The following is a 20,386-nucleotide window of genomic DNA, read 5'->3' on the forward strand; positions in this document are numbered from 1 at the left end:
GCTCACTATCGCCCACAGCGGAAAGACCGCCCAGCAGGGTGGCGATCGGCAGGACCCGGGCGTTCTCGGAGGTGCGCAGCAGCCAGCAGGAGGGTGAACAGCGGCATCTTCAGGCCGGCGAAGCCGATGGCACCGCTGACCGCCACCAGCGCCCCGATCAGCAGGGAGGTGGAAACGAACAATTCTGTGCGCGGCCGGGACGGGCGCAGGCCGAGGCTGGCTGCGGTCTTCTCGCCGAGCAGCAACGCGTCCAGCGCGCGGGCCCGCATCAGGGACAGTGGCGGCGCGAGGGCGGTGGTCACGGCCACGACCGTCAGGTTGGCCCAGCGGGCCCCGCCCAGGTCGCCCATCAGCCGGAACAGCACCGCCCGCGCGGCCTGCCCGCCGCCGTCGTCACCGACATGACCAGCACGTAGGTGACGGCCTGCCCGAAGGACACCGCGACCCCGGCCGGCAGCAGCCGGGCCGCCCCGGTGCCCCGGTGGGCCCGAGCGACTGCGAAGACCATGGCGGTCGCGGCCACTGCCTCCGGCGAACGCGCCCGCGGACAGGGTGTAGACGCCGGCCAGTGTCGAGGCGTCGAGGCGCCGAGGCTGAGGGTCACCGCACCGACGCCGGCGACGTAGCTGGTGCCCAGCACGAACGGGTCGGCGAACGGATTGCGCAGCATGGTCTGCAGGACCGTGCCGACCATCGCCGGCCCCGCCCCGACCCAGCACGATGCCCGCGGCAGCACTGGCCACCAGCAGAACCGACGTCGCGCCTGTGCGGACAGCTCGCCGATTACCCAGACGAGCAAACCTGTACCAAACAGGTAAGTCGGATTATATTTCTGCTTATCTCTGCCGGGACGATGCGGTGCGTGCAGCACCGCTTTGATGGGCTGCCCGAAAGCGGTACCTGCCGTGGCATGCGGAGGTTGTGCTGATGTCTTCTCTCTCCCCATCGCTTTCTTCTCGGATTCCTGTGTCGTCGTCCGGGCAGGGAGGCCGCGCATGAACTGGCGGGACTTGGCAGCGTGCCGCTTCGAAGACCCCGAGCTCTTCTTCCCGATCGGCGAGGACGGCCTGTCACTGCGGCAGATCGAACAGGCCCGCGCTGTCTGTAACCGGTGCCCTGTCGTGACTGCCTGCGGTAGCTGGGCTCTGCGCACCGGTGAGTACGAGGGCGTGTGGGGCGCGATGACGGCGGGTGAGCGCCGGGCCTTGCGGCTCTGCCGCGAGACCTGAGCCGACGCTCAGCGACATGATCTCGTAGGACAGCCGCCGCAGTTCCGGGCCGGCCGGTTCCGCCCGCACCGCATCGCCGGCAGCCAACGACCGGGCAGGACCCGAAGGACGTGATCCATCTTCGTCGACGCCCCGACTCGCTCACTCCGGGCGGGCCCGGCAGCCGCTGCATCAGGCTCGGGGCGGTTCCGCTGCTTGGTTCGCCGTGGAGGGTGATGCGGCTCGATCACCTCGGTCGGGATGAGCGAAGTCACCAGGCCCGGCGCGGCGGGCGGAACGCGTCGCACGGCTCAGGGAAGGCAGTAGGTCTGCCGTGGGAACGCGGTCGTGTCCCGCAGGGCCTGGGTGTAGCCCGCCTTGTGGCGCGCGTCCGGGTCGGTGCGCCGGTTTTCGGCCTCCGCCCACTGGTCGAGGTGCAGGGCGATGCCGAGGTGGCCAGCATGGTCCTGCCACCGGTCACCCGCCGGGTGTCCGATGGCAGACAGGAGCAATGGCCCAGTCCATGCTCACCGCGTGCAGCACGGACGCTGGCGTCGGCGGACTCCTCGCTGTGGCCAGGCGTCGGCCGGGGCCCTCACATGTCGCCGGGCAGACCGAGGCCGGTGAGGGCGCCGACCGGGTCAAGGTCGGGGGTGCCTCTCGGCCACCAGTCGTCGCGGCCCGGTTCGGACTCGTAGGCGTACCAGAGGCCGTCGCGGCCGAGACGGAGCTGGGTGTGGCCCTGGGGGTGGGTGAGGCGGTTGCGCCAGGGCCGGAATGCGGGCAGGTCCGCGGCGAGCAGCAGGGGCCTGGCCCGGTCGAATCGCCCGGCCGGCGGGTCCCACGGCTCCTCCAGTACGGCGAGGCCCTCCAACCCTCCCTGGCGCCATGCGGCGACCGCCCGGGCCAGTTCGGGCGGGGTGCGGCCCGCCGCCGAGGCGAGGGAGGAGTACAGCGACCGCGTGGCGGCGGTGAGTCCCGCTCCGGGGCGGGCGGCGGCCAGACGGACCGCGTCCTGCCAGAAGGTCAGCTGCCCGACCGGGTCCCGGCCGGTGCCGAGCAGGGCGTGGGCGCGGGCGGCGGCGTCCGTGGCCAGCTGGTCCAGCGCGAAGGGGTCCGGGCCGCCGGGGGCCGCCGGGTAGGCCGGGGGCTGCTCGGGATGCGCGAGGGGAGGCAGCGGGGCGGGGAGGGGCGGGAGGGCGCGCGGGGCGAGGACCTCGGCGGCGCGCACGCCGGGCAGGGGCGTCGGGCCCCTGTCCTGCGCGGCGCGCGCGGCGCGGGTGGCACTCAGCCGGGACAGCGCGTCGAGCAGCTCCCGCTCGCCCCGGCCGCGCAGCAGGAGCAGGACGAAGGGGTCGGCGTCGAGCAGCCGGGCGGTCTGGTAGCAGAGGGCGGCCGCGTGCTTGCAGGGGTGACCCCGGTCGGGGCAGCTGCACCGGGGCTCCAGGTCGCCGGGGCCGGGCAGCAGCGGCACACCGCACTCCGCGAGCGACTGGGGCATCTCCTTGTCGAGCAGCGCCGCGATGTGCCCGGGGCGGTCGGCGGCGGCGTCCAGGAAACGGTCCCAGTCGGTGTCGTCGAGCGTGCGCAGGTGTACCTGGACGCGGTACGGGCGGGGGCGGCTGCCCTGGACGTAGGCCAGCACCAGTCCGGGCGTCACCGTGATGGCGTCGACATGCCCCTGTCCCGCGTAACCCCGCCCGCGCTCCAGCCGCTTCACGTCCAGCGCGCCCTGCTCCAGCGCCTCGACCCAGGCGTTTCCCCACCAGCTCTCGGCGAAGCGGTCGCCGTCCCGGGGCGGGAGGGGCGGGAAGGTGCGACGGAGCTCGTGGTCACGCGCCGGAGCCGCCATGGAGCCGGGGGTTCGGGAGGGCCGGGGCGTGCGGGCCGCGGCGGGAGTGGGCGGGGCCGGGGGCGGCTCGGGGGCGAGTGGTGCGGAGCTCGCGGGAGAGGGGTCGCCGGAGTGCGGGGCCGAGTCCGAGTCGCGGGATACCCGGTCGTCCATGGGCGGTTGCCCGCTCGCATCACGGGATGCCGAGTCACCGGACTCGGGCGGAGAGGGCTCGGTCCGGGGTCTGGGGCTTGGGGCGCTGTCGGGCGTCTCGCGGGTCGGCGCGGTCGGGGCGTGCCCGCTCTGCGGCCTCCCCGCGGCTCGGTCGTCGCCGTGCAGCAGGTCGGCCGTGCGGCCGGTCCGGTCGGCCCGTCCGGCCGTCGGCTCATGGTCGTCGTCGGAGGGCGTGTCCCGCAGGTCCGGCATCAGGAAGGCGCCGGACAGCAGCTGCCCCACGTCGCGCGCACCCCGGCCGGGGGCGTCCGCGCCCGCCCGTCGCGCAGCCGCCGCTCGGTCGTCCACGGCTTTCTGCCGGGCCCGGCGCCTGCGGCGGGCGCCTTCCCGCTCCGTCTCCTCCCGGGCCCGCCGCGCGTCGTCCCGTACCGCGCGCAGCGCCTCGCGCGCAACGTCTGCGCCCCTGTGTCCGGCCGCTGCCGGACCGGAGGACGGTGCAGGGGCCGCACGGAGCGGCGTGGCCTCCGGGGAGCTCGTCCGCGGGTCGCCGGATGCCTGCGGTTCCGGCGTCACGGCCGCCGGGAGGCTCTCAGGCGCACGGCCGGCACTGGGGGCGCCGGCGGCCTCCGGCCGACCATCACGGTCCGCGTCAGGGGCAGCGCTCCCCTCCTGCCCGCCGGTGGCCGGGTCGGTGACGAGGGTGCCCTCGGGCGCAGCGCCACCGGTCCGCTCACCGGCGGCCGCCCCGGAACCACCGGCACCCGCGGACGCGCTGTCGTCCGCCTCTCCACCGAGGACGCCCCCGGAAGCAGCGCCCCCACCAGGCACGCCACCGTCCGCCCGCCCACCGGCGGCCACCCCGAACCCGTCGGCGTTCCCGGACGCCTCGGCATCCTCGGAGGCAGCGGGCTCGGCGGCATCGGCATCCGCCCGTCCGCTCCCCCGCTGCTCGGACACCGCCCTTCGCAGGGCGTCGCGTGCCACATCCGCGGGCCTGGGCGCCCCGCGGTCTGCCGCTCCCCCGGCCGGGAACGGGGGCTCCGGGCGGGCGGCCGGGGCGGGAGCGGGGTCCTGGGCCGCTCGCTCGCGGGCCTCGCGCAGGGCACGGCGGGCTTCGTCGGACGGGCGGGCGTTCATGACGTACTCCGCGGGGACGACGGGGTGGGCGGTTGGCAGCCCGGGCGGGGTGTCATGACGACCTCCGCAGGGACACCAGGTCGGACAGCTCCCGGTCCGTCAGTTCCGTGAGGGAGGACTCGCCGGAGCCCAGGATCGCGTCGGCCAGGGCCCGCTTGGACTGGAGCATCTCGGCGATGCGGTCCTCGACGGTGCCTTCGGTGATGAGGCGGTGGACCTGCACCGGCTGGGTCTGGCCGATGCGGTAGGCGCGGTCGGTCGCCTGCTCCTCGACCGCGGGGTTCCACCAGCGGTCGAAGTGCACGACGTGGCCCGCCCGGGTGAGGTTCAGGCCGGTGCCGGCCGCTTTGAGCGACAGCACCAGGACCGGCGTCGAACCGGCCTGGAAGCGGTCCACCATGCGCTCCCGCTCGGGGACCGGCGTACCGCCGTGGAGGAGGTCGACCGGGACGGCGCGGGTGGCCAGGTGGGAGGTGATCAGGCGGGCCATGCCGACGTACTGGGTGAAGACGAGGGCGGACCCGTCCTCGGCGAGCAGTGTGTCCAGCAGTTCGTCCAGCAGGGCGAGCTTCCCGGAGCGGGCGGCGAGCCGGTCGCCGGCGGTCGCGGTGTGCTCCTCCTTGAGGAACAGCGCGGGGTGGTCGCAGATCTGCTTCAGCGACGTGAGGAGCTTCAGTACCAGGCCCCGGCGGGGCATGCCCTCGGCCGTCTCGATGGCGAGCATCGACTCGCGGACCACCGCCTCGTACAGCGCGGCCTGTTCGCGGGTGAGCGGCACCGGGTGGTCGGTCTCCGTCTTGGGCGGCAGCTCGGGCACGATGCCCGGGTCGGACTTCTTGCGGCGCAGCAGGAACGGCCGCACCAGGCGGGCCAGGCGCTCCACCGCCTCCTCGTCCTCGCCGTTCTCCACGGCGCGCGCGTGCCGGGCGCGGAAGGACTTCAGCGGGCCGAGCAGGCCCGGGGTGGTCCAGTCGAGCAGGGCCCACAGCTCCGAGAGGTTGTTCTCCACGGGCGTGCCGGTCAGGGCCACGCGCGCGGGGGCCGGGATGGTGCGCAGCGCTTTGGCGGTGGCGGAGTAGGGGTTCTTGACGTGCTGTGCCTCGTCGGCCACGACCATCCCCCAGGCTTGCTCGGCCAGGGCCGGGGCCGCCGAGCGCATGGTGCCGTACGTGGTGAGGACGAAGCCGCCCTCCAGGCCGTCGAGACTGCGGTCCGGGCCGTGGAAGCGGCGGACGGGCACGCCGGGGGCGAAGCGGGTGATCTCCCGCTGCCAGTTGCCCAGCAGGGAGGCCGGGCAGACGACCAGGGTCGGTTCGCGGCGGGCCCGCTTCAGGTGCAGGGCGATGAGGGTGACGGTCTTGCCGAGCCCCATGTCGTCGGCGAGACAGCCGCCGAGGCCGAGCGTGGTCATCAGGTCGAGCCAGGCCAGGCCCCGCAGCTGGTAGTCCCGGAGGGTGGCTCGCAGCTCCGGGGGCGGTGCGGCCGGGCGGATGCCCGCGGTCAGGCGGTCCCGCAGGGCGGCCAGGGCGCCGACCGGGACGGCCTGGACCGTCTCGCCGTCCACGTCGGCCGTGCCGGTGAGGGCGACGGACAGCGCGTCGACCGGGTCGAGCAGGCCCAGGTCGCGTTTGCGGGCCTTGCGCACCAGCGCCGGGTCGACCAGCACCCATTGGTCGCGCAGCCGGACGACAGGGCGGTGGGCCTCGGCGAGGGCGTCCATCTCGGTGTCGGTGAGCGGGTCGCCGCCGAGGGCGAGCTGCCAGCGGAACTGGAGGAGCTCCTCGCTCTCGAAGAAGCCGGTGCCGTCGGTCGCCGAGCCGGGGGCGGGACGGACCACCGCCGCCGCGGACAGGTCCTGTGCGAGGTCCCGCGGCCAGTGCACCGCGACCCCCGCCGCGGCGAGCCGGGTCGCCGCGATGCCCAGCAGGTCGGTGACCTCGTCCTCGGTCAGGGCCAGCACGTCGGGCACGTCCTGGTCGGCGAGCCGGTCCAGCGGGGGCCAGACGCGGGCCGCGCGGCGGACGGCGAGAGCCGCGTCCACGCGCGCGCGGGGGCCGAAGGCGTCGTCGGCCGCACCCGCCCACAGGGCCGCCGCGTCGGCCACGAGGGTGGGGTCGGCCAGGCTGTGCACCTGGACGATCGCGGCGCCGGCGCTGCGGGCACCGCCGTCGGAGGCGTCGTCGAACAGGTCGTAGGCCGACAGGTCCAGGCGGAGAGAGATCCGCACGCCGGCGTCCATGCCCGCGGCGACTTCGGCGGCCCAGTCGTGGGCGGTGGGCAGATGCTGGGCCTCGCGGGCCGCGAAGGGCCGGCCGGAGGTGTGGGGTGCGGCCGGCGTGCGGGGCAGGGTGTCGGCGACGGCGTCGAGGAACGCCCGCACCAGCGCCTCCGGTTCGGGGAGGCGGATCGGGCCGGGGCCGTCCAGGGGCACGGCGTGCCCCTCGTAGGGCAGGGCGGCGGCCACCGCGCGCAGGTGTGCGATGTCGTCCGGGTCGAGGGGTCCGGCGCGCCAGGCGTCGTGGCCCGTGGCGGTCAGGCCGGGCAGCAGCCGGCCGCGGGCGGTCAGCCGCAGGGCGTGCAGGGCGGCGGCGCCCCAGCAGGCCGTGGCCGGGTGGGCCGCGGGGTCGTGCCGGGCGCGCACGAGGAGCGGCAGGGCGGCGTCGAGCGGGAGGGTCAGCGCGGGGGTGGGGCGCCGCCGGACGCCGGTCGCGCCGTGCCGTCGGACGACCGTGAGCTCGCTCTCCACGGCATGGCCGGTGTCCTCGGCGTCGGCGGAATCCCGGAGGGGCAGCGGTTCTCCCTCGGGGTCCCAGAAGGCGATGCGCCCCTCGCGCGGAAGAGGCGCGGGCAGGAAGACGGCCGGGAGCCGGACCGGGACCGTCGCCACCCCGTCCCGCGCGGCCATCGGAGCCGTGTCTCCCATACGTCCTGCCACCTCCCGCCCCGCGTGTCGGATCATTCGTCTCCGACTCTACGGGCGGGGTCCGACAATCGGCCCCGGCGGCCGGGTCAGGGCACGGTCCGGGAGACGACGTACACCCAGGGGTACGCCGGGTTGGACAGGTCCACGACCACGTCGTGGGTGGGCGCCGGGTTCTTCTGCCGGTGGACGAAGCCGTACCAGGAGTCGGTCGTGGCGAACTTCCAGCCGGTGATCTTCCGGTCGCGGGCACCGATGGTGACGTCGCCCTGCTTGAGGTCCTCGCGGGTCACGCCCAGGCCGGTCAGGTAGGCGTCCAGGCCGGCCGCGTTGGTCTCGAACTGGGTGTAGAGGCGGCTGGTCTTCCAGTTGTTGGTCTCGTAGTACGCCACGTGCCAGGCGGGGTGCGGGACGGGCACCTGGTAGATGCGGCGCTGGAGCTTGGAGGGCCAGCCCGCGGTCAGGCCGGTCGCCGAGTACTTCGCCTCCTTGTCCTTGCCGCTGTCGCGGCTCTGGTTCGCGGAGATCACGAGGTAGCCGGCCGGGATGCCGATGAGGAGCACGATGATCAGCAGGGTGAGGGACCTGCGGCGGATCATGTGGCGGCGGTCCTCGACCGGACGGTCCGGGTCGTCGGGCCAGGGGCCCTGGTGGGGCAGGGAGGCGGTCACGGCGTCTCCTGGGTACTGCGGAGCGACTGCGTGTACCGCTCGAGGCGCTCGTAGCGCTCCACGCGGCGGCGCTTGGCGCGGCGGAAGCGGCGGGCGACCAGCCGGGCGAGGTCGGCGGCGCCGACCATGCCGGCCTCGGGGCCGAGCTGGGCCCGGACGATGCGGGCCTCGGGGCGGTAGCCGCGGCCGGTGAGGTGCCGCTTGAAGGCGTCCCGGGCCGGGCCGATCAGCAGGTCGTCGGCGGCCGAGACCCCGCCGCCGATGACGAAGCAGGAGGGGTCGAGGGCGGCGGCGAGGTTGGCGATGCCGACGCCGAGCCACTGGCCGATGTCCTGGAGGAGCTCGATGCACATGGCGTCGCCCTCGCGGGCCAGCTCGGTGATCATCGGGCCGGTGATGTCGCCGATGCTGCCCTTGACGTGCTCGATGATCCCGTAGGCCACCGGCGAGTCGGCCGCCGCCAGCTCGCGGGCCTCGCGGACCAGGGCGTTCCCGGAGCTGTACTGCTCCCAGCAGCCGCGGTTGCCGCACGGGCAGCGGTGGCCGCCCGGGACGACCTGCATGTGGCCGAACTCGCCGGCGACGCCGTACTTGCCGCGCTTGACCTGGCCGTCCTCGAGGATCGCGCCGCCGATGCCGGTGCCGAGGGTGATCATGACGAGGTGGTCCTCGCCGCGGCCGGCGCCGAAGCGCCACTCGGCCCAGGCGGCGGTGTTGGCGTCGTTGTCGACCAGCACGGGGACGGAGAGCCGGCCCGAGAGGCGGTCGCGGAGGGGCTCGTTGCGCCAGGACAGGTGGGGGGCGAACAGCACGCGGTTGCGGTCGGCGTCCACCCAGCCGGCCGCACCGATGCCGACGGCGTGCACGTCGTGCCGGTCGGAGAGGTCCAGAACCAGCTCGGCGATGGTGTCCTCGACGACCTGGGGGCTCTTGGACTTGTCCGGGGTCTCCGTGCGGAGCATCTCCAGGATGTTGCCGTCGGCGTCGACGACACCCGCCATCACCTTCGTACCGCCGATGTCGATGCCGACCGTGGGCACGCGGGGGGCCGTCAGGTGCGAGCGGCGCTCCCGGGTGCCGGCGGTGCGGAGCGCCGTGGCACGGCGGGAGCCGATGGGGGCGGTGAGGTCGCGGTAGGTGCTCATCGCCGCCGATTCTGCCTCACGGGGAGGCAGGGTGCGGATCAGAGGGGTGGTGCGGATCGGCGCCGCGTGCGGGCCGGTGGGGGCTCGTCGCGCAGTTCCCCGCGCCCCTTAAGTACGCACGAGCAACTGGAATTCGAAGGAATAGCGCGTCGGGCGGTAGGTGTGTGTGCCGTACTCGACGGCGCGGCCCGTGTCGTCGAACGTGACGCGTTGCATGGTCAGCAGTGGCGCGCCCGCCTCCTCCGCCAGCCGGTCCGCCTCCTCCGTCGTCGCCGCCCGGGCACCGATCGACTGGCGGGCGCTGTGCAGGGTGATGCCCGCCGATCGCATCATCCGGTAGAGCCCGGTGGTCTCCAGCTGGCCGGTGTCGAGGTCGATGAGGCCGGGAGGCAGGAAGTTGCAGAGGTGGGCCATGGGCTCGCCGTGGGCGAGCCTGAGGCGCTCGACGCGGTGGACGTCGCTGTCCTCGGCGACGCCGAGTGCCGCGGCGACCTCGGCGGAGGCGGGGACCAGGTCGTTGACGAGCACCCGGGTGGCCGGGCGCTGGCCCGCCGCCTCCAGGTCGTCGTACAGGCTGCTGAGCTCCAGCGGGCGCTTGACCTGGCTGTGCACGACCTGGGTGCCCACGCCGCGGCGGCGTACGAGGAGGCCCTTGTCGACGAGCGACTGGATCGCCTGGCGGACGGTCGGCCGGGACAGGCCGAGCCGGGCGGCGAGCTCGATCTCGTTGCCCAGCAGGCTGCCGGGAGTCAGCGTGCCGTGCTCGATGGCGGCCTCCAGCTGCTGGGACAGCTGGAAGTACAACGGCACGGGGGAGCTGCGGTCCACGCTCAGCTCTAGCTGCACGGTCGGGTCCACTTCTGGTTTCGGCACGGGGCGAGCGTAGCTCCGCGCGTTGTTGACGGGAAGTCGTGTAGTCAGATTGTCCGGACATGCAGATTGACAGCGGCCGGTTGTGCACGCACTTTGTTTTCATGCGCATCGGCGTCATCGGTACGGGCCGGATCGGCACCATCCACGCGAACACGCTCAGCCGGCATCGCGACGTCGGCTCCCTGATCCTCACGGACGCGGACCCGGCCAGGGCCCAGGAACTGGCGCACCGGCTGGGCGAGACGGCGGCGCCCGGGGTGGAGGAGATCTTCCGCTGGGGCGTGGACGCCGTGGTGATCACGACGGCCACGTCGGCCCACGCCGAACTGATCGGTCGGGCAGCACGCTCGGGTCTGCCGGTGTTCTGCGAGAAGCCCATCGCGCTGGATCTGCCGGGGTCCCTGGCCGCGATCGCCGAGGTCGAGGCGGCCGGGACGGTCCTGCAGATGGGCTTCCAGCGCCGTTTCGACGCGGGTTACACAGGGGCGCGCGAGGCCGTGCGGGCCGGCAGGCTGGGGCGGCTGCACACCGTGCGGGCCCTGACCAGCGACCAGGCACCGCCGGACGCCGCGTGGCTGCCGCTGTCCGGCGGGCTGTACCGGGACACGCTGATCCACGACTTCGACGTGCTGCGCTGGGTGACCGGCCGGGAGGTCACGGACGTCTACGCGGCCGGTTCCGACGCCGGGCCCCGGATGTTCCGCGAGGCGGGCGACGTAGGCACCGCGGCGGCTCTCCTGACCCTGGACGACGGCACGCTCGCCACGCTCACCGCGACCCGGATGAACGGGGCCGGTTACGACGTGCGCATGGAGCTCGCCGGGGAGCGGGACCAGATCGTGGTCGGCCTGGACGACCGTACGCCGATCGCGTCCACCGAGCCGACCGGGCCACCGGCCGCGGACAAGCCCTGGTCGGGCTTTCTGGAGCGGTTCGGCCCCGCCTACGAGGCGGAGCTGAACGCGTTCGTCGAGGTCGTCCGGGGCGAGCGGGCCAACCCCTGCGACGGGCGCGAGGCGCTGCAGGCACTGCGGGTCGCCGAGGCGTGCGAACTGTCGCGACGCGAGCGCAGACCGGTACACCTGGCGGAGATCCCCGGCGGCACCTCCCCCGGTCTCGCCTGACGGCGGGTTCCGCACCCCCGTGGCGCCACTCGTGCACGGGCCTGACGGCGAGAGGGCAGAGACCACAGGGTGGGGCCACCCGGACAGCCGCCCGGCAACGAGTCGGCCGAAACCCCCAGCACTCGGACTGCCGAACGACAACAAGTCGGCCGAAACCCCCAGCGGGACCACCCCGGGATTCAGCTGACGAAGGGCGGACGACAACCCCGGCGGAGCGGCTCAGACCGCCCGGATCACCCCGCCCCTCGCTCGACGAAGAGCGGGCCTCCCCCGGTGCCGGCTTTCCGACGGGCGGCCGGGGTCCCGTGGCGGCACCCAGGGATTCGTCTGCCGACGGGCCGACAGCGATCCCCGCACGGCGCCTCCCCGCGGGGCGGGCCGACACCCCCTGGCGTCTCCCGCCGCTCGGCGTGACTCCGGGCCCGTTCGGTCAGTGCTCTTCCTGTTCCTCCTCCAGGAGCCCGGCGTCATAGGCGAGCAGCGCGATCTGCACCCGGTTGTTGAGGTCCAGCTTGGCCAGGATGCGCGAGACGTGTGTCTTCACCGTGGCGACGCTCATGAACAGGCCGGCGGCGATCTCGGCGTTGGCCAGGCCCCGGCCGACCGCGACGGCAACCTCGCGCTCACGGTCGTTGAGGACGGTCAGACGGTCCCGCGCGCGGGTGCGGCGCGTGTCGGCGGCGGTGCCCACGGCGTGCCGCATCAGTTGGCGGGTGACCGTGGGCGACAGGACCGGGTCGCCGGCGGCGACCCGGCGAACGGCCGCCAGGATCTCGGCCGGCGGGGTGTCCTTGAGGACGAACCCGGCGGCACCGGCACGCAGCGCGCGCAGCACCTGCTCGTCGGCGTGGAAGGTGGTGAGCACCACCACCTGCGGGGCGTCCTTGCGGGCGCGCAGCCGCTCCGTCGCCGTGAGGCCGTCCACCACCGGCATTCGGATGTCCATGAGCACGACGTCCGGACGGGTGCGGTCGACGAGAACCTCCGCCTCGGCGCCGTCGGCGGCCTCGCCGACGATCTCGATGTCGTCCGCGCCGCCCATCATGAAGGACAAACCGGCCCGCACCAGCGGATCGTCGTCGACGAGGAGCAGTCTGATCGCAGTCATGAGCCCCACGTAATCACGGCGGGCCCGGGCGGCGGGGCCGAAGACGTCACCCCCACGGCAGCCACGCCCGCACCTCGAACCCGCCCTGCGCCGTGTGCCCGTGCTCCAGCCGGCCTCCGGCCAGGGTCGCCCGTTCCGTGAGGCCGATCAGGCCCTGCCCGGAACCGGGTACGGGCGGCACTTCACCCTCCGGCGGCGGGTTGTGCACACGGACGGTGAGACCCGTGCCGGGTGCGCCGGTGACGGTCACCCCCACCTCCGTGCCGGGGGCGTGCTTGCGCGCGTTCGTCAGTCCCTCCTGGACGATCCGGTAGGCGGTGCGGCCGACGGAGGACGGGACGCCGGCCGGGTCCTCGACGCGGTGGTCCAGGGAGACCTTCATGCCGGCCTCGCGGGACTCCGCGACCAGGGTGTCCAGCGCGCCGAGCGTCGGCTGCGGCCGGCCGGTGTCGTCCGGCTCGGCGGCCCGCAGCACCCCGATGATCTCCCGCAGGTCCTGGAGCGCGTCGTGCGCGCTCTCCCGGATCACGCCCGCGGCCCGCGCGGTCTGTGCCGGGGGCGCGTCGGGCCGGAACTCCAGGGCGCCCGCGTGCACGCTGAGCAGCGTCAGCCGGTGGGCGAGCACATCGTGCATCTCCCGTGCGATGGCCTCGCGGGCGAGCCGCTGCGCCTGCTCGGCCCGCAGCCGCGCCTCGGTCTCGGCACGCCGGGCTCGGTCCCTCAGGCTCACCATCAGCTGCCGCTTGGCCCGGACGAACATGCCCCAGCCGACGGCCGCCACGGTGAGCACCACGGCGAAGGGAACGCTCACCAGGTAGGGGAGGTCCACGTCGGGGCGCACCCAGTAGTAGAGCGGCACCAGCGCCACGTTGACGCCGCCCACCCACCCCACGTACCGGAAGGGCCGGTGCACGGCCAGGGAGAACAGGGCGATGAGACCCGCGCCGCCCGAGGTTTCCGAGAGGAAGCCGAGGGGGGTCATCGCCACGGCCAGCCCCAGCGGCCAGCGGCGGCGGAGCCAGAGGGCCGCGCAGGCCAGCGCACCGATCACCTGGTCGACCACGGCCAGGCCGTGCGGCACACGGGGGTTGTCGGCGAGGGCGTCGCGGGCCAGCGCGCCCACCAGGACGGCCAGCAGGAAGCAGGTGAAGTCGACGACCCAGTCGCGGGCGGTGCGCCGGGGGCGCCGCCCGGCCCGTGCGGCGTCGGGGTCGAGGTCGTGCAGGAGGGCCGACGGGAAGAACCATCTGCGCCCGGTGAACAGCGCGGGCGTCTGCCCCGCCGGCAGCGGGGAGGCGCGCCTCACGTCGTCATCACTCACGAGCGCCCAATCTATGCAGCGCGGGCCCGGCGCACCCGCCCTGGCGCGGGATCGTCGACGAAAGTCGCCGCATCGCAGACTTTCGGTGCCGTCGTGGCACCGGAGCGGGGACTTCCGTCCCAGGGGTCCCGTCCCGCGGCCGATGCCCGTGGGGGTCCGCGGGACGAGGCTGGTGGCATGAAGCAGGTACTGGAGGTTCTCGGCTTCCTCGCCCTCGTCCAGGGCGTGGCGGGCCTGGTGCACGAGTTCACCGACTGGAACTGGGGCCTGGTGCAGCGCCTCGGGTTCCTCGACGGCTACGAGGTCTACGCGAGCGTCACGCTGCTCGTGCTGGGGGTCGCCCTGTTCGCGGCGGCCGGGAGCCGGACGTCCGTCTGACGTGCCGACGGACGTCCGGCCCGCGGTTTTCCGTCAGGACTCAGCAGCCGCGATCGACCAGGTCGAACGACTCGTAGTGGTCGGCCGTGTAGTAGTCCTCCTGGTTCCGCTCACCGGTGACGATGCGTCGCGCGCCGCGGGTGGAGGAGCCCGGGGTGATGACCGTGTACTCGTGGTAGTAGCCGGACGACTTGCTCGGCAGTACGCCTTCCCGGTTCTGGAAGACGGTGCCGTCCTGGTCGAACGGGTAGGGGCCGCCCTGCTCGATCAGGTCGAGCGTGTCGTGGGCCTGGGACGGCAGGTCGCTGTAGCAGATGTCGCCGACGGCGGTGGGGGCCGCGTCGGCCGTGGTCGCGGAGACGGTTCCGCCGACGAGGAGGGCGGACAGGAGGGCGGCTGCTGCGCCGAGCCGCGAGGCGCGTGGGGGGACAGTCATGGCGCTCATGATGACGCGCGTAGACGCTGGCATGTCAATGACAAGCTCGGAGAATTTCCTGTGAAGCCCCGTGCGTTCGGGAGGAGTTCACCTTCGCGCCGGGGCCCTCAACCCGCCTCGGGCACCCTCACGCCCCCTCCGGCAGTCCGAACTCGCCGTACTCGGGGCGGCCCTTCAGGTCGTACGTCTGGACCGAGACGCCCGCACCGGTGACGCTCCCGCCGGCGTGTTCGAACGCGGTCGGTACGGCGCCCTCCGTGAACAGCCGGAACCCGGCGCCGAGGACGACGGGGAAGGTCAGCAGGTGCAGGGTGTCGACGAGATCGAGCGCCAGCAGGGACCGGACGAGGGCGCCGCTGCCGTGCACCTGGACCTCGCCTTCGGTGCGCTCCTTCACGGCGGCGACCTCCTCGGCGAGGTCGCCGGTCAGCACCGTGGTACCGGTCCAGCCGGGGTCCGTCAGGGTCGAGGAGGGCACGTACTTCGGCAGCGCGTTCAGCCGGGAGGCGACCGGGTCTGCGGGGTCGGTCACCCTGGGCCAGTAGGTCGCGAAGATGTCGTACGTCCGGCGGCCCAGCAGGAAGGCGCCCGGACGGGTGAAGACCTCGCCGATGAACCGGCCGAAGTCCTCGTCGGCGTACGGGAAGCTCCAGCCGCCGTGGGTGAAGCCGCCGCGGGTGTCCTCCTGGGGACCGCCGGGGGCCTGGTAGACACCGTCGAGGGTGACGAAGAGGGTGGAGACGAGCTTGCCCATGGCGGGTGCCTTCCTTCCGGAGCGGACGGGATCTGCTGTCATCGGTTCAGACCCCGTCGGCACCCGCAACTCATCGCTGGGCCGTACGCACGCCGCCGGCGTCCCCACCTCGACGTCCGTTCGCCGCCAGCGCGGGTGCCGCGCGGCCGCTGGGATGGACTCATGACCACTCAGGGAACTCTGCACGGCAAGGTGGCTCTCGTGACCGGCGGGAGCCGTGGGATCGGCGCGGCGACGGCGGTACAGCTCGCGCGGGAGGGCGCGGACGTGGCCGTCGGCCATGTGAACGGCAAGGAGGCGGCCGAGGACGTCGTCCGGGAGGTGGAGGCGCTGGGGCGCCGGGCGGTGGCGCTGCGCGCGGACGTGGCCGAGCCTGCCGAGGCGGCCGCCGTGGTGGACGCGGCGGCCCAGGCGCTGGGCGGGCTCGACATCCTGGTCAACAACGCCGGGGTGGGGGTGCTCGGGCCGCTGGAGGCCCTGTCGCTCGCGGAGGTGGACCGGGTCCTGGACGTCAACGTGCGGGGTGTCTTCCTGGCCTCCCAGGCGGCCGCGGCGCGGATGCCCGAGGGCGGGCGGATCATCACGATCGGCAGTTGCATCGCCCAGCGGGTGCCGGGGCCCGGCGGGACGCTCTACGCGACGAGCAAGGCGGCCCTTGCCGGTCTGACGAAGGCGCTGGCCAGGGAGTTGGGCGGACGCGGGATCACGGCCAACCTCGTCCTTCCCGGCCCGATCGACACGGACATGAACCCGGCGGACGGGCCGTACGCGGCCGGCCAGGCGGCGATGACGGCGCTGGGCCGGTTCGGGACGGCGGACGAGGTGGCGTCGATGGTCGCCTACCTGGCGGGGGCGACGTACGTGACCGGGGCGGAGTTCCCGGTGGACGGCGGCCACGCCGCGTGAGGCACGGGGGCGCACCGGTGCCGTCCGGCGGGTGCGCCCCACGGTCACGGGGTGGTTCGTCCGGCGGGTGCGCCCCACGGTCACGGGGTGGTTCAGCCGCCCAGCTCCTGGTGGCGTGCCGCCAGCCGGCGCGTGCCCTCCTGGGTCAGGGAGCCGAACAGGCGCAGCCGGGAGATGCCGCCGTCCGGGAAGATGTCCACGCGCGCGTGCGTGCCGACCGCCGGGGCCGGCAGGACGAAGCGGTGGTTGGTGTCGGGCTGGAGGCGGGTGCGGGGCAGGATCTCCTGCCAGTCGCCGTCCTCGCCGTCCTTCACCGACACCGACGCCCAGCCGGCGCTGTTGCCCTTGAGGTAGGCGGTGTCGATCTCCAGGGCACGGATCTGCGCCTGGGCGGCCAGCCGGTAGCGGATCCAGTCGTGGCCCCGGTCGCGGCGGCGGCGGGTCTCCCAGCCGTCGTCCATCTTGCGGGAGCGGCCCGGCTGGATGGTGTTGGAGGCGGGCGAGTAGAAGAGGTTGGAGGCGTCCTCGGCCCGGCCGCCGTTCTCCAGGGCGACGACGTCGAAGGTGCCCAGGGCCGTCAGCCAGGCGGGGTCGGGGACGACCTCGCCGTGGACGCGCAGGCGCGCGATGCCGCCGTCGGGGTGCTGGTTGACCCGCAGGTGCGTGAAGCACTGCTCGACATCGACGGCGAACCCGTTCGCCGCGTGGCCGCCGACCGGGGTGCGCGGGACGAGGGTCGTCCACTTCACGTCGTCCCCGAGGAGTTCCTCCGGCGACGGGGAGCCCGGCACGCAGGTGCCCTCGACGGACACCGCCTGCGGGTAGTTGCCGCGGAAGTGGGCGGTGTCGACGACGATCCCGCGGATCACGCCCGGGGCACCGAGACGGACCAGCGCCCAGTCGTGGTCCTCCTCGGTCGGCCAGGGGTGATCGGCGGAAGCGCCGCGGCGGCGGCGGGTCTCCCAGCCGTCCATGATCTTGCCCTTGTGCCCGAAGTGCTCGGGGTCGAACGCGGCGGGCTCGGGCATCAGCAGGTTCTCGCGGTGGGCGAAGAACTCGTCGTTGGCGGCGATGACACCGGCCCCGAGACGCCGGTCGGCTAGGTCGGCGTACGAGGTGAAGGGGAAGTCGGCGGTGCGGTAGTCCGCGTACGGGTCGCCGCCTCCGTAGGGGTTCGCGTCGCCGGTGAAACGGGGAATCGCCGTCACGGTGATCAGGTCTTCCTTTCGGGTGTCCGGATGGGGAGTCAGTGGGTCCGGGTGAGGAGCCGCCCCTTCGGTTCGGTGAACTCGCCGTCCGCGACGATGCGCTGCCCGCGCAGCCAGGTGGACTTCACGACGCCGTGCAGGGTCCTGCCCGCGTACGCCGTGACGCGGTTGCGGTGCTGGAGGGCCACCGGGTCGACGGTGAAGGCCTCGTCGGGGGCGAGGACGGCGAAGTCGGCGTCGCGGCCCACCGCGATGGCGCCCTTGCGGTCGTCGAGCCCGACCAGTGCGGAGGTGCGCGCGGACATCCAGCGGACGACGTCCTCCAGGCCGTGCCCGCGCCTGCGTGCCTCGGTCCACACCGCGGCCAGGCTGAGCTGGAGTCCGGAGATGCCGCCCCAGGCCGTCGCGAAGTCGTCGGTCTTCAGGTCGGCCGTGGACGGGGAGTGGTCGGTGACGACACAGTCGATGGTGCCGTCGGCGAGGGCCTGCCAGAGCAGGTCCTGGTTGGCGGCCTCGCGGATGGGCGGGCAGCACTTGAACTCGCTGGCGCCGTCGGGGACTTCCTCGGCGGTGAGGGTCAGGTAGTGGGGGCAGGTCTCCACGGTGACGCGGACGCCCTCCGCCCGCGCCTCGGCGATCATCGGCAGGGCGTCACTGGAGGACAGGTGCAGGACGTGCACGCGCGCGTCGAGGGCCTTGGCCTCGCGGATGAGCTGGGCGATGGCGGTGTCCTCGGCGTCCCGGGGGCGGGAGGCGAGGAAGTCGGCGTACTTGGGGCCCGGCCGCTGCGGGGCGGAGGCCAGGAGCCGGGGGTCCTCGGCGTGCACGATGAGCAGTCCGCCGAAGGCGGCGATCTCGGCCATGGTGCGGGCGAGGGGGTCGCGCTCCAGGTGCGGGAACTCGTCCACGCCGGACGGCGACAGGAACGCCTTGAAGCCGAACACGCCGGCCTCGTGCAGCGGCCGGAGTTCCTTGACGTTGTCGGGCAGGGCGCCGCCCCAGAAGCCGACGTCGATGTGCGCCTTGTCGGCGGCGACCTGCTGCTTGGTGCGCAGGTGCGGGACGGTCGTGGTCGGCGGGAGGGAGTTGAGGGGCATGTCGATCAGGGTCGTGATGCCACCGGCCGCCGCGGCGCGGGTGGCGGTCCAGAAACCCTCCCACTCGGTGCGGCCCGGGTCGTTGACGTGCACGTGGGTGTCGACCAGGCCGGGCAGCAGGACGTGGTCGCCCAGGTCCTCCAGGCGGGCGCTCTCCGGTACGGGCGCGTCGTGGGGCAGGACGGCCGTGATCGTGCCGCCGGCCACCGCGACGGAGGCGGCCCGCGTTCCCTCGGGGGTGATGACTCGCGTCGAGCGCAGCACCAGTTCAGCGTCGGACACCCGAACCCCTTACTTCCAGCACTTCCGCGGAACGGAATTCAACTTTCTGTTGAAGGAGTCTTCACTCCCTCTTTCGTGCAGTCAAGGGCAGACTTGTCCCCGGCGCCCTTTCACGAACACTCCTGGACGTTTCCACAAAGCGGAATTAAACTTCCAGTAAGCAGAACGTAGCTACGTACAAGCGGGGAGTCAACCGACCGCCGGGTAGGCTTCTGCCCTTCCCGCCCGCCCCGAAAGGAACGCGCCGTGCCGACGTCCAGCGCCAGCACCACCGACTCCGCCCGGTCCTCAGCCAACGGGGGCGTCCAGTCCCTGGAGCGCGCCTTCGACCTGCTCGAACGGATGGCGGACGCGGGCGGCGAGGTCGGCCTGAGCGAGCTGTCCGCGAGCAGCGGCCTGCCCCTGCCGACGATCCACCGCCTGATGCGCACCCTGGTCGTCTGCGGGTACGTCCGTCAGCAGCCCAACCGGCGGTACGCGCTCGGCCCGCGCCTGATCCGCCTCGGCGAGTCGGCCTCCCGGCTGCTGGGCACCTGGGCGCGGCCGTACCTCGCGCGTCTGGTGGAGGAGACCGGCGAGACGGCGAACATGGCCCTGCTCGACGGGGACGAGATCGTCTACGTGGCGCAGGTGCCCTCGAAGCACTCGATGCGCATGTTCACGGAGGTCGGCCGGCGGGTGCTGCCGCACTCCACGGGCGTCGGCAAGGCCCTGCTCGCCGGCTTCCCGCCGGAGGAGGTGCGGGCGCTGCTCTCCCGTACGGGCATGCCCGCCGCGACGGAGAAGACGATCACCACGCCCGACGGGTTCCTCGCGGCCCTGGAGGACGTGCGCCGGCAGGGCTTCGCCATCGACGACAACGAGCAGGAGATCGGGGTGCGCTGCCTGGCGGTCCCGGTGCCCGACTCCCCCACGGCCGCGGCCATCTCCATCTCGGGCCCGGCGGGCCGGGTCACCGAAGCCCTGACGGACAGGATCGTGCCGGTGCTCCAGCAGGTCGCGGGCGAACTGTCCGAGGCGCTCGCCAGCCAGAGCCCCGCGTAACGGGGTGGACCCGGGGCGGCCCGGCCCCGCGCCGGCCGCCCGAGCCCCGCGCAACGGGGCCGACCCGGAGCGGCGCGTGCCCTCGCCCTGTCCGGTCAGCCGGCGTGACCGTCGAATCGGCTGATCGTTCGGCTCGGCGTGGGGCGAGGTGTCTCATGCGTAACGGCAGCAGGCCACCGGCTTCGCTCCGCCACGTCGCGCCCGGAAGGGGCGTCGTCGGGCGGTAGATCAGCCGTCCACCAATGCCGCCACCAGGCGTGTCATGGCGGGACGCGGGTCTGCGGCGGCCGGCCGGCTGGTCATCAGGAGGAGGTGGGCGGTGCCGACGATGGCGAGGGCCACCATGCACGGATCGACGGTCTCCGCCACGCGGCCGAGTCCGCGTTCGACCTGCACGTAGCCGGTGATGGCCTCCTGGATCGCCGTGAAACCAGGCGCCCCGCCTTCCAGAGCCTCGCGGATGCGCGACGCGGCAGCAGGGCGGGTCATGGCGCGGCCCCAGACGGCCGGGCCGCCGGAGCCGGACAGGGCCAGGGCGACGGCACCGGGGTTCCGTGCCACGGTGGCCTGTCCGGCGAGCTCCGACAGTTTCTGCGCCTTCACCACCGTCCGGGCGAACCGATCGAGGCAGAGCTCGGCCACGAACGCGTCGAATCCCGCGAAGTGCGCATGCAGCAGCCCTTTGGCGCCCCCCGCCTCGCTCGTGACGGACCGGCTGGTGAGCGCGCCGGGCCCCTCACTTGCTGCTGGGTACGGGCCCCGGTCGCCA

General features: G+C 73.8%; 19 protein-coding genes and 1 pseudogene. 5 read left to right on the forward strand and 15 right to left on the reverse strand.

All coding sequences use genetic code 11. The features are described from left to right. Nucleotides 1–5: 5 nt before the first annotated feature. Together AB0F04_RS35805 and AB0F04_RS35810 are read right to left on the reverse strand one after the other, a co-directional pair. The gene (locus tag AB0F04_RS35805) at nt 6–365 is read right to left on the reverse strand and encodes an iron chelate uptake ABC transporter family permease subunit (RefSeq protein ID WP_362049942.1); all 360 of its coding nucleotides are present in this window, start codon (nt 363–365) and stop codon (nt 6–8) included. Beyond that, nucleotides 350–997, reverse strand: a complete 648-nt coding sequence (locus AB0F04_RS35810) for an iron chelate uptake ABC transporter family permease subunit (protein ID WP_362049945.1) — start codon at nt 995–997, stop codon at nt 350–352. The genes AB0F04_RS35805 and AB0F04_RS35810 overlap by 16 nt, the downstream gene beginning before the upstream one ends. On the opposite strand from AB0F04_RS35810, the gene AB0F04_RS35815 reads away from it, so the two are divergent. Further along, nucleotides 996–1,229 (forward strand): WhiB family transcriptional regulator, encoded by a 234-nt coding sequence (locus tag AB0F04_RS35815; protein ID WP_362049948.1) that lies wholly within the window; start codon nt 996–998, stop codon nt 1,227–1,229. The genes AB0F04_RS35810 and AB0F04_RS35815 overlap by 2 nt on opposite strands. 290 nt (nt 1,230–1,519) lie before the next feature. Here the strand turns inward: AB0F04_RS35815 and AB0F04_RS35820 are convergent, their stop codons facing one another. From AB0F04_RS35820 to AB0F04_RS35845, 6 genes are all read right to left on the reverse strand, one after another. Next, entirely contained in the window at nt 1,520–1,720 is a 201-nt protein-coding gene (locus AB0F04_RS35820; RefSeq protein ID WP_362049951.1) for a hypothetical protein, read from the reverse strand. An 83-nt stretch (nt 1,721–1,803) separates the two neighbouring features. Then, on the reverse strand, nt 1,804–4,350 hold the full coding sequence (locus AB0F04_RS35825) for an SWIM zinc finger family protein (RefSeq protein ID WP_362049954.1): 2,547 nt from the start codon (nt 4,348–4,350) through the stop codon (nt 1,804–1,806). Nucleotides 4,351–4,402: 52 nt separating this feature from the next. After that, nucleotides 4,403–7,273, reverse strand: coding sequence for a DEAD/DEAH box helicase (locus tag AB0F04_RS35830; RefSeq protein ID WP_362049957.1), 2,871 nt, complete (start codon nt 7,271–7,273; stop codon nt 4,403–4,405). Between the two features lie 86 nt (nt 7,274–7,359). Further along, entirely contained in the window at nt 7,360–7,941 is a 582-nt protein-coding gene (locus AB0F04_RS35835; protein WP_362049959.1) for a sugar kinase, read from the reverse strand. Next, nucleotides 7,938–9,086 carry an ROK family glucokinase gene (locus AB0F04_RS35840; protein ID WP_362049961.1) on the reverse strand — a complete coding sequence of 383 codons (1,149 nt, stop codon included), beginning with the start codon at nt 9,084–9,086 and terminating at the stop codon, nt 7,938–7,940. The genes AB0F04_RS35835 and AB0F04_RS35840 overlap by 4 nt, the downstream gene beginning before the upstream one ends. A gap of 108 nt (nt 9,087–9,194) precedes the next feature. Beyond that, nucleotides 9,195–9,932: a GntR family transcriptional regulator gene (locus AB0F04_RS35845; RefSeq protein ID WP_362050107.1), complete on the reverse strand. Its 738-nt coding sequence runs from the start codon at nt 9,930–9,932 to the stop codon at nt 9,195–9,197. Nucleotides 9,933–10,060: 128 nt separating this feature from the next. Here AB0F04_RS35845 and AB0F04_RS35850 point away from each other — a divergent pair, with 128 nt between their 5' ends. Continuing rightward, nucleotides 10,061–11,083, forward strand: coding sequence for a Gfo/Idh/MocA family oxidoreductase (locus AB0F04_RS35850; RefSeq protein WP_362049964.1), 1,023 nt, complete (start codon nt 10,061–10,063; stop codon nt 11,081–11,083). Between the two features lie 430 nt (nt 11,084–11,513). Here AB0F04_RS35850 and AB0F04_RS35855 read toward each other — a convergent pair whose 3' ends face one another. Then, nucleotides 11,514–12,191, reverse strand: coding sequence for a response regulator transcription factor (locus tag AB0F04_RS35855; protein WP_362049967.1), 678 nt, complete (start codon nt 12,189–12,191; stop codon nt 11,514–11,516). Nucleotides 12,192–12,237: 46 nt separating this feature from the next. After that, nucleotides 12,238–13,455, reverse strand: a complete 1,218-nt coding sequence (locus AB0F04_RS35860) for a histidine kinase (RefSeq protein ID WP_362050110.1) — start codon at nt 13,453–13,455, stop codon at nt 12,238–12,240. A 234-nt stretch (nt 13,456–13,689) separates the two neighbouring features. Between AB0F04_RS35860 and AB0F04_RS35865 the strand changes: the two genes are divergently transcribed. Continuing rightward, the gene (locus AB0F04_RS35865; RefSeq protein ID WP_362049970.1) at nt 13,690–13,890 is read left to right on the forward strand and encodes a hypothetical protein; all 201 of its coding nucleotides are present in this window, start codon (nt 13,690–13,692) and stop codon (nt 13,888–13,890) included. A gap of 40 nt (nt 13,891–13,930) precedes the next feature. Here the strand turns inward: AB0F04_RS35865 and AB0F04_RS35870 are convergent, their stop codons facing one another. Together AB0F04_RS35870 and AB0F04_RS35875 are read right to left on the reverse strand one after the other, a co-directional pair. Further along, nucleotides 13,931–14,326, reverse strand: coding sequence for a ribonuclease domain-containing protein (locus AB0F04_RS35870; protein WP_362049973.1), 396 nt, complete (start codon nt 14,324–14,326; stop codon nt 13,931–13,933). Nucleotides 14,327–14,453: 127 nt separating this feature from the next. Then, the gene (locus AB0F04_RS35875; RefSeq protein ID WP_362049976.1) at nt 14,454–15,080 is read right to left on the reverse strand and encodes a dihydrofolate reductase family protein; all 627 of its coding nucleotides are present in this window, start codon (nt 15,078–15,080) and stop codon (nt 14,454–14,456) included. Between the two features lie 162 nt (nt 15,081–15,242). On the opposite strand from AB0F04_RS35875, the gene AB0F04_RS35880 reads away from it, so the two are divergent. Next, entirely contained in the window at nt 15,243–15,986 is a 744-nt protein-coding gene (locus AB0F04_RS35880) for an SDR family oxidoreductase (protein WP_362049979.1), read from the forward strand. Between the two features lie 92 nt (nt 15,987–16,078). Here the strand turns inward: AB0F04_RS35880 and alc are convergent, their stop codons facing one another. Both alc and allB read right to left on the reverse strand, forming a co-directional pair. Then, nucleotides 16,079–17,194 carry an allantoicase gene (alc, locus tag AB0F04_RS35885; protein WP_362049982.1) on the reverse strand — a complete coding sequence of 372 codons (1,116 nt, stop codon included), beginning with the start codon at nt 17,192–17,194 and terminating at the stop codon, nt 16,079–16,081. Between the two features lie 38 nt (nt 17,195–17,232). After that, nucleotides 17,233–18,573 (reverse strand): allantoinase AllB, encoded by a 1,341-nt coding sequence (gene allB / locus AB0F04_RS35890; RefSeq protein ID WP_362049985.1) that lies wholly within the window; start codon nt 18,571–18,573, stop codon nt 17,233–17,235. A gap of 246 nt (nt 18,574–18,819) precedes the next feature. Between allB and AB0F04_RS35895 the strand changes: the two genes are divergently transcribed. Continuing rightward, nucleotides 18,820–19,617 carry an IclR family transcriptional regulator gene (locus AB0F04_RS35895; protein WP_362049987.1) on the forward strand — a complete coding sequence of 266 codons (798 nt, stop codon included), beginning with the start codon at nt 18,820–18,822 and terminating at the stop codon, nt 19,615–19,617. A 228-nt stretch (nt 19,618–19,845) separates the two neighbouring features. On the opposite strand, the pseudogene AB0F04_RS35900 reads toward AB0F04_RS35895, so the two are convergent. Continuing rightward, nucleotides 19,846–20,355: pseudogene (locus AB0F04_RS35900) on the reverse strand (TetR/AcrR family transcriptional regulator); the annotation flags it as partial. Nucleotides 20,356–20,386: the final 31 nt, after the last annotated feature.

It is taken from the genome of Streptomyces sp. NPDC029041, from assembly GCF_040637515.1.
GTDB lineage: Bacteria > Actinomycetota > Actinomycetes > Streptomycetales > Streptomycetaceae > Streptomyces.

Excerpts from the sequence above, each read along its gene's own strand:
- AB0F04_RS35825 (WP_362049954.1), bottom strand. The coding sequence starts at position 4,350 with ATGAACGCCCGCCCGTCCGACGAAGCCCGCCGTGCCCTGCGCGAGGCC.
- AB0F04_RS35870 (WP_362049973.1), bottom strand. The coding sequence starts at position 14,326 with ATGACTGTCCCCCCACGCGCCTCGCGGCTCGGCGCAGCAGCCGCCCTC.
- AB0F04_RS35880 (WP_362049979.1), top strand. The coding sequence starts at position 15,243 with ATGACCACTCAGGGAACTCTGCACGGCAAGGTGGCTCTCGTGACCGGC.
- AB0F04_RS35875 (WP_362049976.1), bottom strand. The coding sequence starts at position 15,080 with ATGGGCAAGCTCGTCTCCACCCTCTTCGTCACCCTCGACGGTGTCTAC.
- AB0F04_RS35850 (WP_362049964.1), top strand. The coding sequence starts at position 10,061 with ATGCGCATCGGCGTCATCGGTACGGGCCGGATCGGCACCATCCACGCG.
- AB0F04_RS35815 (WP_362049948.1), top strand. The coding sequence starts at position 996 with ATGAACTGGCGGGACTTGGCAGCGTGCCGCTTCGAAGACCCCGAGCTC.
- AB0F04_RS35830 (WP_362049957.1), bottom strand. The coding sequence starts at position 7,273 with ATGGGAGACACGGCTCCGATGGCCGCGCGGGACGGGGTGGCGACGGTC.
- AB0F04_RS35865 (WP_362049970.1), top strand. The coding sequence starts at position 13,690 with ATGAAGCAGGTACTGGAGGTTCTCGGCTTCCTCGCCCTCGTCCAGGGC.
- AB0F04_RS35810 (WP_362049945.1), bottom strand. The coding sequence starts at position 997 with ATGCGCGGCCTCCCTGCCCGGACGACGACACAGGAATCCGAGAAGAAA.
- AB0F04_RS35840 (WP_362049961.1), bottom strand. The coding sequence starts at position 9,086 with ATGAGCACCTACCGCGACCTCACCGCCCCCATCGGCTCCCGCCGTGCC.
- AB0F04_RS35855 (WP_362049967.1), bottom strand. The coding sequence starts at position 12,191 with ATGACTGCGATCAGACTGCTCCTCGTCGACGACGATCCGCTGGTGCGG.